This is a genomic window from Pseudomonas sp. Tav-5-1A (assembly GCF_055755055.1).
The window spans coordinates 1,024,169-1,039,178 of the sequence record NZ_CM146901.1 but is presented as its reverse complement, the minus strand read 5'-3'; the positions used below and the strand labels follow the sequence as shown (position 1 = coordinate 1,039,178).

Here is a 15,010-nt window from a genome sequence, read left to right as displayed (position 1 = left end):
TTGGTGTCTTTGAAGGACGAAGGGGGGGTGGGGGAATTTAGGATCTGTGGCCTGCGCTGGCCCATGAGAGCGGTGGTGCTCTGACGGGCCAGCGCAGCCTGGCGGCAGCGGCTACGGGTTACCGGCGGTTAAGCAACGCCTCGCGCTGCGCAGGGCTCAACGCCTGCAACTTCAAGCGCAGCCCAGCCGCTTTTTCCAACTGCCCCGGCGCGCTCTCGCGTTCGCGCAGGGCGGCGGCCAGGGCCACCACGCTGGGGTGGTCGAAGACGATGCCCGGCGGCACTTCCAGTTGCAGGCCCTTGCGGATCGCCGCCACCAGTTTGATCACGGTCAACGAATGGCCGCCGGCCTCGAAGAAGTCGCTGTCGATGTCCAGGCTCTCGCGCCCCAGCAGTTCGGCCATATGGCCGGCCAGCAGGGTCTCCAGGGCGTCGCGCGGGCCGCGGCCACTGCCAAGGTCGGGCTGCACCGCGGGGAGTGCCTGGCGGTCGATCTTGCCGTTGGCCAGGCGCGGCAGGCTGGGCAGCCGCACGTAGCGCGCCGGGCGCATGGCGTCGGGCAGGCGCGCCTCCACCTCTTGGCGCAGCGCCGCTTCGTCGCCCACCACGTAGGCCACCAGGCTGGAGCCGCCATCCGCATCGTGCAGCACTTTCACCGCCGCTTCCCCAAAAGCTTGCAGGGTGGCCTCGACCTCGCCCACTTCCACGCGGAAACCACGGATCTTCACCTGGCCGTCGCCACGGCCGCGCAGCTCCAGCGCGCCATCGTGGCGGCGCACGGCGCGGTCGCCGGTGCGGTACAGGCGCTGGCCGGGTTGCTCGGGATCGGCAATGAACGACGATTCATCGCCGCTCAGGTAACCCCGGCATAGCTGCGCGCCGCCCAGGTACAGCTCGCCGATGGCCCCCACCGGCACGCGGCGGCCCTCCTCGTCCAGCAGGGTGGCGACGTTGTTGGCCAGCACCCCGCCCAGCACCAGCGGGTCACCCGCCACTGCCTGGTAGAGCACGCCGACCGTGGCTTCGGTGGGGCCGTAATGGTTGAACAGGCGCGTGGCCGGCGACTGCGCTCGAATGCGTTCGGCCAGCGCTGGCGTGGTGGCTTCGCCGCCGAGGATGACCGTGGCCGGCAATGCCCCGCCCTGGTCGTCGAGCAAGGCAGCCAGGTGCGACGGCACCATCTTCAGGCAGTCGATGCGCTGGGCCGCCAGGAACCGCGCGAAGGACGGCGCGTCCTGCATGTCCTCGGTGCTGGCGACCACCAGGCAGGCGCCCTGCTCGAAGGCGCCGAACAGGCAGGTGTTGCCCAGGTCGGCGGCCACCGTGGAGGTCAGTGCAAAGCGCTGGCAAGCGCGCAGGTCCAGGGCCTGGCTGACCGCCTGGACGTAGTTGTGCAACTGTTGATGCTCGATGACCACGCCCTTGGGCTGGCCGGTGGAGCCGGAGGTGAACAGCACGTAGGCAGCCTGGTGCGGCGTGGGCAGCGGCAGCGCTGCGGCCGTCGCTGGCAGCTCACCCCAGGCCTGCCACGACAGCTGGCGGTGGCCGGCCAGGGCCGCGTCGGCACCGATGACCAGCAGCGGCTTGGCGGCGTCGGCCAGTTGCTGGCGCCGGCCCTGCGGCCACTGCGGGTCCAGCGGCAGGTAGGCGGCGCCGCTGCGCATCACGGCCAAGGCGGCGATCACCAGCTCGGTGGAGCGTGGCAGCGCCAGGGCGACGATGGTCTCGGGGCCGGCGCCCTGGGCGTGCAAGGTGCTCGCCAGGTGTTCGATACGTTGCTCGAGCTGGCTGTAGGTGAGCACGCCATCGGCGCCTTGCAGCGCTGCGGCGTTGGGCGCCACCGCTGCCCAGTGGGCGATGCGCGCCAGGGGGCTGCCTTCGCCGAAGGTCTGCACCGGGCCGGGCAGGCGCGCGTCAGCCACCGTCGGCTCCAGCAGCCGCTCGATGCTCTGGTCGAGGCCATCGGGCAGGCGCTCCAGCAGTTGCAGGTACTGCTGCAACAGGCCCTGGGCGTCGCCGGGGCGGTAGTGCCGCAGGTCCGCCGACAGCCCCAGGCCGCTGACCTGGCCGTGGGCGTCCTGGTGCACCTGCAAGGCCAGTTCAAAGGGCGACGGCCGCGCGCCGAGCGCACGCCAGCCGGCCGGTACTGCGGACTCGACGCTGAAACCGGCCCGCAGGCAGTCGCTGCGCAGCTGCGCCGGAGCGTGTTCCTGCCAACCACGGTGGCTGTCCAGCAACGCACTGCACTCGGCCAGCCAGCGCGCGAACGGCTGGCGGCTGTCGAGGCTCAGCGCCAGCGGCAGGGTCTTTTCGTAGACCCCGGTGCTGGCGGCGAAAAAGTCATAGTCGGCGCGGCAGTCGTGCAGCCAGCCGCCCAGCAGCTGGCCCTGGCCGCCGATGCGTGCCAGCAGCGCCCACCAGGCCGCCTGCAACAGGCTGTCGACGGGCACCTGGCGGCTTTCAGCCAGGGCGTTGAGGCCATGCACCTGTTCGCTGCCCAAGGCGCTGAACGCCTGGTCCTGGCCGGCCTGGCCGTGCAGGCGGCGCAGGGGCAATTGCAGCGCCTGCCCGGCACCCGCCGCGCGCAGGTGCTCGGCCCAATAGGCTTGCCCGGCGGGGGCATCTTCGTCTTCAGCCATGGCCTGGCGCCATTCGACGAACTGGCCGAAATGGCCGCTCTCCTCGTCTTCGGCCAGCGCTTCTTCGACCATCAGCCGTGCCAGCAGGCGCAGGCTGCCGGCGTCAGCCACCAGGGCGCTGGCGCGCAGGCACAGGCGCCAGTCGTTGTCGGCCACGGCAAACAGCTGGGCGGCCACCACGTCGCCGCGGCTGAGGTCGAACGCCGGCGGTTCGCCGTGCAGCGCCGCCTGGGCGTCGGCCACGCCGCGCAGATCGGTGAACTGCCAGCGGCCGCTACCGGGCGCTTCCAGGGCCTGCTGGCGCAGGCCGCGGTAGCCGGGCTGCTGGCTGAAGCGGCAGTTCAGGCTCCACTGCCCGCGCACCGCGCGCTCGAACCCCTGGCGCAGGGCCTGGGCGTCGACAGCGGCCGCAGCGCCCAGCCACAGCACCTGCGGCTCGCCACCGGCGTCCTGGGCAGCCCGCTGTTCCGGGCTCAGGGCCAGGTGTTCGAGTTCCATCACTTCGCTCATTGCACAGTCTCCAGGGGCGCTTGGGCCAGGGCGGCACGCTCTTGTTGCAGGCGTGCGCGGTCATACATGTCGCCCATGGCGACGACGATTTTGCGCGGCCCCTCGTAGGGGTCGCGGGCGTGAGCGGCGATCATGTTGTCGAGCATCACCACGTCACCCTGCTGCCAGTCGAAACGCACCGCGCACTCCTCGTACAGGCGGCCCAGCAGTGCCATGACTTCATCTTCGATGGGCGTGCCGTCGCCGTAGTAGACGTTGCGCGGCATGCGCTCCAGGCCAAGCATGTCCAGCAGGTCGCTGCGCACGTCGGGCTCCAGGCAGAAGATGTGGTGCAACTGCACCTGGTTGAAGAACGAACGCTCGCCGGTCAGCGGATGGACGATCACCGCCGGGGCACGGGTGCGGGTCTGCAGTTCGTCGTCGCCCAGCCAGCGGTAGTCGATGCCGCCGGCCTCGCAGCGCGCTTCCACTTCGGCGCGGTCAGCGGTCTTGAAGAAGTGCTGCCAGCTGACGTCGAGGTTCTGCAGGAAGGTGCGCACGTACAGCAGGCCGCGCTGTTCGAAGCGCTGGGCGACGTCGGCCGGCAGGCGCCGGTACAGCTCGCGGCAGTCGACGATGGGTGTGCAGCCACCGATGGCCGACGGCAGTTCGCAGAAGAACCACTGCTTGCGCGGCCAGCGGTCCAGGTGCGCGCTTTCGTTGTGGTACAGGATCATCTGCCGCTCGGGGAACGGCGTGGAGCGGTAGGTGTTGCGCCCGCCCTCCTTCTTCGGCAGGTCGCCGTAGGCGCCGTAAAGGCCTGGCTGCAGGGCTTCGGCGAAGGCCTCGAAATCAGCCGGGGTAACCACGCCGAAGTTGCGCAGCACCAGGCCGCCGTGGCGGCGCAGCAGGGCCTCGACCTGGTCACGGTGGGCGGCGGCCCAGGCCAGGGCGTCGAGGTCCGGGCTGGCCGGTTCGATCAGCAGCGGGAACACTTTGCCAGGCTCGATGGGCCGGGTCTTGATCAGCTCGCGCGGGCCCTGGGGCCTGGCCGCCGGCTGTTTCATGAATTTTTTCAGCTTGTCGAGCTTGTTGCCCATGGCCGGCGCATCGCGGCCAACGGGGGTTTCGCTGCTGTCGTGCACGGTGAACTCCTCCAGCGGGGTGTGGGGCGAAGCAATCGCCAGGGCAATCAGTTGCAGCCAGGCCTGGGCCAGGCGCTGGATGCGAGCGGCGCTGAACAGGCCGCTGGCGTAGGCCCAGCGCACCCGCAGGCCGTCGCTTTCGGGCTCGAGGAACAGGCCCATGTCGAACTTGGAGCTGTGCTCCAGCGCTTCCAGGCGCTGGATGTGCAGGCCGTCGATGTCGAACTGGCCCTTGGGGGTGTTCTGCAGCACGAACAGCACCTGCACCAGCGGGTTGCGGCTGCGGTCGCGGGGCACGCCAACGGCTTCGACGATGCGGTCGAACGGCAGCTGCTGGTGCTCGAAGGTGGCCAGGGCGCTGTCACGGGCCTGGGCCAGCAGCGCCTTGAAGGTCATGCCCGGCGCGGTGCGCGAGCGCAGCGGCAGGACATTGACGAAGAAGCCAATCAGGCCTTCCAGCGCCTGCTGCTGGCGGCCGGCAAGGTCGGTGCCCAGCAGCAGGTCGTCGGTGCCCGCCACCCGGTGCAGCAGCCATTGGAAGCTGGCCAGCAACCACATGAACGGCGTGACGCCGGCGCTGCGGCAGTGCGCCTCGATCTGCGCGTACTGCGCCGCGTCGATGCGCAGCAGATGCTCGGCACCGGCGGTGGAGGCCACGGCCGGGCGCGGGAAGTCGGTGGGCAGCGCCAGCACCTTCGGCGCCCCTTCCAGCCGCACCTGCCAGAACCCGCGCTCGCGGCTGAAGGCGTCGCTGGCCAGCCAGCGCTGCTGGTGGATGGCAAAGTCCAGGTACTGCACCGGCAGCGGCGCCCATTGCGGCGCGCGCTGGGCGCCGAGGGCGCGGTAGGCCTCGGCGAATTCACGGATAAGGATGCCCACCGACCAGCCGTCACCGACGATATGGTGCAGGCTGAACAGCAGCAGGTGCCGTTGCTCGCTTAGGCGCAGCAAGCGCGCGCGCAGCAGCGGCCCGGCCAGCAGGTCGAAGGGCTGCCGGGCGTCGTCCAGCGAGGCCTGGCGCACCAGTTGCTCACGCTCGTCCACGGCCAGCATCGACAAGTCGGCGAACGGCACGTCGAGCGTGAGGGCGTCGAGCACCTGGGTGTGCGGGTCGCCGTTGTCGTCCTCGGGGTAGTGGCTGCGCAGCACTTCATGGCGCGCCACCAGCAGGTCGAGGGCGGCCACCAGCCGTTGACGGTCCAGCGGGCCGTCCAGTTGCAGGCGGCCGCTCATGTTGTAGGCGTCGGACTGGCCGCCGCTGAGGCGGTCCACCACCCACAAGCGCTGCTGGGCCAGGGACAGCGGCAGCACACCCTGGCGCGGTTCGGCGGCCAGCGCCGGCAGTGCAGGGGCAGTATCGCCGGCCAGCGCGGCGATGCGCGCGGCCAACTGGTCCAGGCGCGGGGTGTCGAACACTTCGCGCAGCGCCAGGCCCACGTCGAACTGCTCGCGCACCCGCGCCACCAGCTGCGTGGCCAGCAGGGAATGCCCGCCCAGTTCGAAGAAGTGACCGTCGCGGCTCACGCCTTCCAGCCCCAGCAGGTCCTGCCACAGCTGCGCCAGGCGTTGCTCATGGGCCGTGATTGGTTGCTCGCTGCTGCGGCTGTGCAGCACCGGTGCCGGCAGCGCCTTGCTGTCCAGCTTGCCGTTGGCCGTCACCGGCAACACCGCCAGCTGCTGCCAGTGCGCCGGCTGCATGTAGTCGGGCAGCCGGCGCGCCAGGTCGGCCTTGATCGCGTCCAGCGCGGCGCCTTGCGCCAGCACCACGTAGGCCAGCAACTGGCCTGCCCCAAGAATGACCGCACATTGGTGCACGTCGGGATGGGCGGCGATTTGCGCCTGCACTTCGGCCAGCTCGATACGGAAGCCGCGCACCTTGACCTGATGGTCCTGGCGGCCCAGGTATTCCAGCTGGCCCTGGGCGTTCCAGCGCACGCGGTCGCCGCTGCGGTACAGGCGCGAGCCCGGGGCGCCGAAGGGGTTGGGTACGAAACGCTCGGCGCTGTGCCCGGGCTGGCCCTGGTAACCCTGGGCGAGGCCGGCGCCGCCAATGTACAGCTCACCCACCACGCCCACCGGCAACGGGTTGAGGTCGGCGTCCAGCACGTGCACGCTGCTGCCGGCCAGCGGGCGCCCCAGGGGTGCCCGCGCGTTGAGGTCCTGCACCACGCCAGCCAGCACGCCGACGGTGGTTTCCGACGGCCCGTAGTGGTTGAAGATACGGCAGGCCGGGCGTGCCTGGGCAATGCGCTGCAGCAGCGCCGGCTCGCAGGCCTCACCGCCGAGAATCAGCGCATGCCAGGGCAGCGCCGCCGCCTCGTGGCCGGCCACCAGCAGGCTGTGCAAGTGGCTGGGGACAATTTTCAGCACGCCTACCCGGTGCTGGCTGAGGTAGTCGGCGAACAGCTGCGGGTCGCGGGCCTGGTCGTTGTCCAGCAGGTGCAGGGTGCGGCCGCTGCACAGCGCGCCGAACAGCACGGTATGGCCAAGGTCGGCGGCCACGGTGGAGACCATGGCCATGCTCGCCTCGGGCGCCAGCGCCAGGCGTTGCAGCAGACCTTGCACATAGTTGGCCAGGGCGCCGTGGCTGATGACCACGCCCTTGGGCCGGCCGGTGGAGCCTGAGGTGAAGATCAGGTAGGCCGGTTGCAGGCCGTGGTTGACGGGCTGCACCGGGGCAACGGCATCGGTGGCGGCCAGCAGGTGATCGAGGCGAACCAGCGGCAGCGCCAGCTCGGGTTGCTCGGTGCAGGCCAGCACGCGGCGGGCCTGCAGGTCGGCGCAGATCTGCTGCAGCCGCCCGATCGGCGTCTGCGGTTCCAGCGGCACGTAGGCGCCACCGGCTTTCATCACCCCCAGCAACCCTGCCACCAACGCCGGGCTGCGGCCGCACACCAACGGTACGCGCTCGCCGGGCTGGCAGCCCTGGGTCAGCAGCGCCTGGGCGACGCGGTTGGCGGCCTGGTCGAGCCAGGCGAAGGTGTAGGCCTGGCCGCCATGCATCAGGGCGATGCTGGCGGGCTGCTCGCGCACCTGCTGGTCGAACAGCGGCAGCACCGACGCTTGCGGCTGCTGCAGTGCTTCACCCCACTGCGGTGGCGGTGCCTCGCCCTGCAACAGGTCGAGGTCGGCCAGGCGCAGCGCTGGCTGTGCCAGCACCTGGCGCAGTACGGCCAGATAGTGCTGTTGCAGGCGCGCCACGGTGGCGCGCTCGAACACGTCGGCGCTGTAGCCCAGGCTGGCGAGAATCTCGCCGCTGCCGCGCTGTTCGGTGCTCAGCGTCAGGTCGAATTTCTGCGCACGGCGCTCGCGTTCCACCAGCACCATCTGCACCTGTTCATCCAGCCGTCGCGCGCCCAGCGCGCCTTGGCGCTGATGGTTGAACAGCACCTGGAACAACGGCGTGTGGCTGGCGCTGCGCTCGGGTTGCAGGGCGTCGACGAGCATTTCGAACGGCAGGTCCTGGTACTGCTGGGCCTCCACCGCCGTGGCCTGCACCTGGGCCAGCAAGGTAGCGAACGGCAGGGCGCCGCTGACCTCGCTGCGCAGCACCTGGGTGTTGACGAACAGCCCAACCAGCGGTTCCAGCTCGCTGCGGTTGCGCCCGGCCAGGGGCACGCCGACCTGGATCGCCGGCTGGCCGCTGTAGCGGTACAACAGCGCCTTGAACGCCGCCAGCAGCACGCTGAACACCGTGACCCGCGAGCGTTCGGCCAGTTGTTCCAGCTGCCGGGCCATGGCCGTGGGCAGGGCAAATTCGAGGCTGCCGCCGCGCTCGCTGCGCTGCGCCGGCCGTGGCCAGTCCAACGGCAACGCCAGGGGCGGATGCTCGTCGCCCAGGCGCTGCTTCCACCAGTTCAGTTGGCGGTCGCCCTCCCCCGACTCCAGCCAGTGCCGTTGCCACTGGGCGAAGTCGGCGTAGTGCAACGCAGGCGCCGGCAGTTGCAGTGGCGTGCCCTGACGCAGGGCCGGGTACAGCTGGGTCAGTTCCTGGATCAGCAGGTTGATGGACCAGCCATCGGCGACGATGTGGTGCACGGCCAGGGCCAGCACCTGCTCGCCCGCCGCCAGCTTGATCAGCGCGCCGCGCAGCAGGCAGTCGCGGGCCAGGTCGAAGGGCCGCGCGGCTTCGGCGTCGAGCAGTTGTTCAAGGCGTATCTCGCGCTCGCCCACCGGCAGCGCGCTGAGGTCCCAACGGGTCAACTGCAGCGGCGCCGGCGCCAGGACCTGCTGCACCGGCACCCCGGCTTCGGCCTGGATACGGCTGCGCAGCGGTTCGTGGCGGGCCAGCAACTGGTCCAGCGCCGCCTGCAACGCCGCTTCGTCCAGTGGCCCGGTGAGGCGCAGGGCGCCGGGGATCACATAGGCGGCGCTGGCGGGCTCCAGCTGTTGCAGGAACCACAGGCGCTGCTGCGCGTAGGACAGCGCCAGCGGCGCGTCACGCGGCACCCGTGGGATCGGCAGCTGGCGGAAAAGGTCGATACCCTTCTTGGCCATGACGGCCGCCAGCGCCTTGCGCTGGGCCAGGCTCAGGGTTTGCAACGATTCGAGCACCTTGTTCATGAGTCGCTCTTCTCGGCGGCCAGCAGGGCCAGCTCGTCTTCGGACAGCCCTTGCAGGCTCTGCATCAGCGCCAGCACCTCATCGGCCAGCGCGTCCTGGTCGGGCAGCGCCTCGCCGACGTCCAGGGCTGCTGCCAACGCTTGCAGGTCGGCGGCTTCGAACACCTGGCGCAGGTCCAGGCGCCGCTGGAATTGCACCTCGATACGCGAGGCCAGCTGCGTGGCCAGCAACGAATGGCCGCCCAGCTCGAAGAAGTTGTCGTGCAGGCCCACCTGCTCGACGTTCAGCAGGCTCTGCCAGATGGCAGCCAGGGCCTGTTCGGTGGCGGTGCGGGGTGCCACGTAGGCCTGTTGCAGCCAGGCGTTTTCGTCCAGTTGCAGGGCGCGCTGGTCGAGCTTGCCGTTGGCGGTCAGCGGCAGGCTGTCGAGCGGCTGCAACTGCGCCGGCACCATGTGCAGCGGCAGGCTGGCCTTGAGCTGCTGGCGCAGCTGCAACAGCGCCTGCGCAGCGTCGGGCCACGGCTTGGCGGCCACCACGAAGCCCACCAGGCGCTGTTCGCCCTGGGCGTCGGCACGCAGCAGCACGGCGGCGTCGCGCACCTGGGGCTGGTCGCGCAGGCGCGCCTCGATCTCGCCAAGTTCGATGCGGAAGCCGCGCAGTTTGACCTGGTGGTCGATACGCCCCAGGTACTGCACCTGGCCGTCGGCGCTGCAGCTGGCGAGGTCGCCGGTGCGGTACATGCGCGCGCCCGGCGTGGCGCTGAAGGGGTCGGCCATGAAGCGCTCGGCGCTCAGGCCCGGGCGCTTCAGGTAGCCACGGGCCAGGCCCGCACCGCCGATGTACAGCTCGCCCACCACGCCCGGCGGCACCGGTTGCAGGCTGGCGTCGAGGAAGTACCAGGCGAGGTCCGGCAGCGGCAGGCCGATGGGGCTGGCGCTGCTACGCAGGTCGGCCTGGGTCAGCTCGCGGAAGGTCACGTGAACGGTGGTCTCGGTGATGCCGTACATGTTGATCAGCCGCGGCTGGCGGTCGCCGAAGCGCGCGAACCAGGGCTGCAGGCTGCTGACTTCCAGGGCTTCGCCACCGAAGATCACCGTGCGCAGCGCCGGCAGGCCTTCAGGGCTGGCCAGCAGCGGCACCATCAGTTGGCGGAACGCCGAGGGGGTCTGGTTGAGCACGGTCACGCCCTGCTCGCGCAGCAGCTCGGCGAAGGCCCGTGGCTCGCGGCTGACGTAGTACGGCACGACAACCAGCGTGCCGCCGTGCAGCAGCGCGCCGAAAATCTCCCACACCGAGAAGTCGAAGGCGTAGGAGTGGAACAGCGTCCACACGTCGCGGTGGTCGAACGGCAGCACCGGCTCGCTGGCCTGGAACAGCCGCAGCACGTTGGCGTGCTCGATCAGCACGCCCTTGGGCGAACCGGTGGAACCGGAGGTGTAGATGCAGTAGGCCAGGTGCCGGGGGCCTGCCGCCGCGGGCGGCGCGGTGTCGGGGTAGCCGTCGCTGGCGAAGCCCAGGCGCTGCACGCCGTCGACCACGGGCAGGCGCTGTTGCAGGTGGTCCTGGATCAGCAGCAGGGCGATGCCGCTGTCGGCCTGCATGTAGGCCAGGCGGTCGGCGGGGTAGTCCGGGTCCAGCGGCAGGTAGGCGCCGCCGGCCTTGAGAATCGCCAGTAGGCCGACGATCAGCTCCAGCGAGCGCTCGGCGGCCAGGCCCACCAGCACGTCGGGGCCAACGCCCTGCTCGCGCAGGCGCCAGGCCAGGCGGTTGGCGCGTTGGTCGAGCTCGGCGTAGGTCAGGTGCTGGTCGTCGAAGCGCACGGCTACCGCAGCGGGATGGCGGCGGGCTTGTTCGGCGATCAGGCCATGCAGGCTCTGCGCGGGTTCGAAGGCCTGGGGCTGCGGGTTCCACTGCGCCAGCAGTTGCGCTTGTTCGTCCTCGCCCAGCAGCGGCAACTGCGCCAGCGGCTGTTCGGGTTGCGCCACCAGCTGCTGCAGCAGCGCGCGCCAATGCCGGGCCAACTGGGCGGCGGTGGCGGCGCTGAACAGGTCGAGGCGGTAGGTGAAGGACGCCGACAGCTGCTCGGCGCGCTCCACGGTGTGCAGAATCAGGTCGAACTGGGTGGCCAGGGCTTCCTGGCCCAGGGCCTGCACCTGCAGGCCGTCGAACTGCACGTCGTCGTTGAGCCACTGGTGGTCGAACGCGACCTGGAACAGTGGGTGTTCGCCCGGCGTGCGCTGCGGTTGCAACGCTTCCACCAGTGCATCGAACGGCAGGTCCTGGTGGGCCTGGGCCTGCAAGGCGCGTTCATGCACCTGGGCCAGCAGCGTGCTGAACGAGGGGTTGGCCGACAGATCGGCGCGCAGCACCAGCAGGTTGACGAAGCAGCCGATCAGCGCCTGGGTGTGGGCCTGGTTGCGGTTGGCCACGGTGCAGCCGACGCGCACGTCGGGCTGCTGGCTGTAGCGGTGCAGCAGCACCTGGAAGCTGGCCAGCAGCACGGTCGGCAGGGTCACCCCATGGCGCTGCGCCAGGCGGCGCAAGGCCCAGGCCAGGGCGGGCTCCAGGGCGATGGCCAGTTCGGCGCCGGCCAGGCTTGGTTGCGCCGGGCGCGGCTGGCCAGTGGGCAGGGCCAGGCGCGGGTGTTCGCTACCCAACTGCGCCTGCCAGTACGCCAGTTGGCGCTGGGCCTCGCCGGCCGCCAGCCAGTCGCGCTGCCAGGCGGCAAAGTCGCGGTATTGCACCGGTAGTGCCGGCAGCGTGGCCGGGCGCTGTTGGCGCAGGGCGTTGTAGTGCTCGGCGAGTTCGGCCAGCAGCAGGTTCATCGACCAGCCGTCGGCGATGATGTGGTGCAGGGTCAGCGCCAGGCGCCAGCTGTCGGCGCCCAGCGTGGCCAGGCTGGCGCGCAGCAGCGGGCCCTGGCGCAGGTTGAACGGCTGGCGGGCGCTGCTGGCCTGGCCGTCGACTGTCAGCGGCTCGATGGCCGGTTGCAACGCCGGCAGGACCTGTTGGCGGACCTCGCCACCCTCCTCGACGAAGCGGCTGCGCAGGCTTTCATGGCGCGCTACCAGCTGGTCGAAGGCCTGCTGCAGCGCGGCCTGGTCCAGCGTGCCCTGCAGCTGCACGGCGCCGTGGATGTTGTAGGCGTGGCCTTCAGGGTCGAGCTGCCATTGCAGCCACATGCGCTGCTGGGCTGGCGACAGCAGGCCGGCGGCGCCATCGCCGGCGCGGGCGGCCTGGGTGCTGGTGGCCAGGGGCTGGCGCTGCACCAGGGCGGCGAACTCGGCCAGGGTCGGCGCTTCGAACAGGTCGCGCAGGGCCACCTCGCGGCCCTGTTCGTCGCGCAGGCGGGCGAGCATCTGCACGGCGGTGATGGAGTTGCCGCCCAGGGCGAAGAAGTTGTCCGCGGCGCCCGGCTCGATGCCCAGGCAGGCCGCCCACAGCGGGGCGACCAACTGCTCGCTGGCGGTCAGCGGGGCGCGGACCTGGGCCTGCACCTGGCCTTGTTCGCCCAGGCGGTCGATGGCGTAGCTGTCGAGGCTGCCGTCCTGCAGCATGGCGCGGCAGGCGGAGCGTTGCAGCTTGCCGCTGGAGGTCTTGGGCAGCGCGCCGGGGTTGAGCAGCGCGACCACCGCCGGGGCTTCCTGGCAGACCTGGGCCACGGCCAGGCGGATGGCCTCGGCCAGGGCCTGGGCGCTGATCTTGTTCTGGGTGCCGCGGCCGATCTCGGCGGCCACGCCGATGGCCTCGCGGCCCTGGTGCTCGATGGCGAACACCCCTACCCGGCCCTGGCGCACGGCGGCGACGTGGGTTTCCACGGCGCGTTCGAGGTCCTGGGGGTAGAGGTTCTGGCCACGCACGATGAGCATGTCTTTCAGCCGCCCGGTCACCCGCAACTGGCCCTGGACCAGGCTGCCCAGGTCACCGGTGCGCAGCCAGGCCTGGCCGTCAGCCTGCACGAAGGCCTGGGCGCTGGCCTCGGGGTTGCGCCAGTAGCCCTTGGCGATGCTCGGCCCGCTGGCCCAGATCTCGCCCACCTGGCCGTCGGCCAACGGCTGGCCCTGCTGCGGCTCGCAGATGCGCACGGCGTGCCCGGGCTGGGCGCTGCCGCAGTTCACCAGCGGCGAGCCGAGGCCCGCCTGCAGACGGTTGTCGGCCAGCGCCTGGCTGTCGAACTCGTCCACGGCAATGCCCTGGCCACGCTGGCTGCCGGTGACGAACAGGGTCGCCTCGGCCAGGCCGTAGCAGGCGAAATAGGCGCGTTCCTGGAAGCCGCAGGCGGCGAAACGCTGGGCGAAGCCTTGCAGGGTCTCGCGGCGAATGGGCTCGGAGCCCGAGTACGCCAGTTGCCAGTGGCGCAGGTCGAGCTGCGCCAGCGCCGCGTCGCCGACGCGTTCGGTGCACAGGCGGTAGGCGAAGTCCGGGCCGCCGCTGAGGGTGCCCTGGTAGCGGGTCATGGCCTGCAGCCAGCGCACCGGGCGCTCGAGAAAGTGCCGCGGCGACATCAGCACGCAGGGCACGCCGCTGTAGATGGGCTGCAGCAGGCCGCCGATCAGGCCCATGTCGTGGTACAGCGGCAGCCAGCTGACCAGGGTGTCCTGGGCGTTGATGCCGAAGCCGTGGGCGATCAGGCGCTCGTTGGCCACCAGATTGCCGTGGCTGACCTGCACGCCCTTGGGCCGCGAGGTGGAGCCGGAGGTGTATTGCAGGAAGGCGATGTCATCGGCAGCCAGCAGCGGCATCTGCCAGTCGGCGGCCATGCTCGCTTCCACCTGGTCCACGGCCAGCACTTGGACCTTGCCGGCGAAACTGTCGCCCAGCAGGCCGGCCACCGTGGAGTCGGTGAGGATGACCTTGGGCTGGGCGTCTTCGATGATCGATTGCAGGCGCTGCAAGTGCTGCGAGCGGGTGGATTCCGGCGGGTAGGCCGGCACCGCGATGACCCCGGCGTGCAGGCAGCCGTAGAAGCTGGCCACGTAGTCCAGGCCACTGGGGAACAGCAGCACCGCGCGCTCGCCGGCCCCCGCCTGCTGGCGCAGCCACACGGCGATGGCCTGGGCCCGCTGTGCCAGCTGCCGGTAACTGAGCGCCTCGAAGGCCTCTTCACCGTCCACCAGGAAGCGCAGCGCCTCGCGGTCCGGCGTTGCGGCCGCACGTTGCTGCAAGGATTCCACCAACGAGCTTGCGAAGCGCTCGGTCATTTCGATCACCTTTGGTTCAAATGGCTGTTGCGTGACGGTGCAGCAGGGGTTGCAGCCGGGCCTGGAGCAGCGCGAGGACATCGCTGGCCTGGTCGTGGATGAAGAAGTGGCCGCTGTCGAACAGGCTCAGGTCGAAACCGCCCGTGGTCTCCTGGCGCCAGGCCTGCAACTGCGCAGGCGTGGTCGAGTCCTGGCGCCCGGCCAGCACCTGGATGGGGCAGTCCAGCGGTGCCCGCGGGCGGTACTGGTAGCCGCCGCACAGGGCGAAGTCGGCGCGCAGCACCGGCAGCGTCAGGCGCATCAGTTCTTCATTGGCGAGGATGTCCTCGGGGGTGCCGTTGAGCTCGCGCAGGTCGGCGATCAGCTGGGCGTCGGTCTTGTTAGCGGCGAAGCGCTCGGTGTCACGCAGCGACGGCGCGGCGGTGCCCGAGGCGAACAGCAGGCGCGGCGGCGGGCAGCCACGCTCGCGCAGGGCGTGGGCCAGCTCGTGCACCAGCAGGCCGCCCAGGCTGTGGCCGAACAGCGCGTAGGGGCGGTCCAGCTCGGAGCTGATCTCGGCGGCCAGCTGGCGCGCCAGCGCGACCATGTCGGTGGCCAGCGGCTCGCTGAACCGCCGGCCGCGGCCGGGCAGCTCCAGCGGGCGCACCTCGATGTCGGCCGGCAGGCTGCGGCGCCAGCGGCCGTAGACCATGGCGCTGGCGCCCGAGTACGGCAGGCAGTACAGGCGCATCAGCGGGCCGCCTGCTGTTCCATGTGCTGGCGCAGGCTGAGCGGGCGCATGTCGGTCCAGACTTCCTCGATGAACGCCAGGCATTCGGCCTTCAGGCCGCTCTTGCCGGCTTCGCGCCAGCCCTGGGGAATGGCCTTGTATTCGGGCCAGATGGAGTACTGCTCTTCGTGGTTCACCACCACGGTGAACACGGTGTCTTCGCGATCAAAAGCCATTGCCGACCTCGTCAGTATTGCGTTGCAGG

At 70.7% G+C, this 15,010-nt stretch carries 5 protein-coding genes; all 5 read right to left on the bottom strand.

The window, feature by feature from the left end; translation table 11 throughout:
* Window positions 1-118: 118 nt before the first annotated feature.
* Genes AC0J42_RS04695 through AC0J42_RS04675 form a run of 5 tightly spaced genes read right to left on the bottom strand, consistent with a single transcriptional unit; the run spans window position 119 to window position 14,981 of the window.
* Window positions 119-3,148, bottom strand: coding sequence for a non-ribosomal peptide synthetase (locus AC0J42_RS04695; protein ID WP_473005383.1), 3,030 nt, complete (start codon window positions 3,146-3,148; stop codon window positions 119-121).
* Complete coding sequence (locus AC0J42_RS04690; RefSeq protein ID WP_473005382.1) at window positions 3,145-8,835, bottom strand: amino acid adenylation domain-containing protein; 5,691 nt, start codon at window positions 8,833-8,835, stop codon at window positions 3,145-3,147. Before AC0J42_RS04690 ends, AC0J42_RS04695 begins: the two co-directional genes overlap by 4 nt.
* Entirely contained in the window at window positions 8,832-14,036 is a 5,205-nt protein-coding gene (locus AC0J42_RS04685; protein ID WP_473005381.1) for an amino acid adenylation domain-containing protein, read from the bottom strand. The genes AC0J42_RS04690 and AC0J42_RS04685 overlap by 4 nt, the downstream gene beginning before the upstream one ends.
* Window positions 14,037-14,052: 16 nt before the next feature.
* Window positions 14,053-14,766 (bottom strand): thioesterase II family protein, encoded by a 714-nt coding sequence (locus AC0J42_RS04680; RefSeq protein ID WP_473005380.1) that lies wholly within the window; start codon window positions 14,764-14,766, stop codon window positions 14,053-14,055.
* Window positions 14,766-14,981 carry an MbtH family protein gene (locus tag AC0J42_RS04675; RefSeq protein WP_473005379.1) on the bottom strand — a complete coding sequence of 72 codons (216 nt, stop codon included), beginning with the start codon at window positions 14,979-14,981 and terminating at the stop codon, window positions 14,766-14,768. Before AC0J42_RS04675 ends, AC0J42_RS04680 begins: the two co-directional genes overlap by 1 nt.
* Window positions 14,982-15,010 lie beyond the last annotated feature (29 nt).

What these genes read in the sequence shown, in the direction of transcription:
- AC0J42_RS04695 (WP_473005383.1), bottom strand. Translation starts at nt 3,148, where the DNA reads ATGAGCGAAGTGATGGAACTCGAACACCTGGCCCTGAGCCCGGAACAG.
- AC0J42_RS04690 (WP_473005382.1), bottom strand. Translation starts at nt 8,835, where the DNA reads ATGAACAAGGTGCTCGAATCGTTGCAAACCCTGAGCCTGGCCCAGCGC.
- AC0J42_RS04685 (WP_473005381.1), bottom strand. Translation starts at nt 14,036, where the DNA reads ATGACCGAGCGCTTCGCAAGCTCGTTGGTGGAATCCTTGCAGCAACGT.
- AC0J42_RS04680 (WP_473005380.1), bottom strand. Translation starts at nt 14,766, where the DNA reads ATGCGCCTGTACTGCCTGCCGTACTCGGGCGCCAGCGCCATGGTCTAC.
- AC0J42_RS04675 (WP_473005379.1), bottom strand. Translation starts at nt 14,981, where the DNA reads ATGGCTTTTGATCGCGAAGACACCGTGTTCACCGTGGTGGTGAACCAC.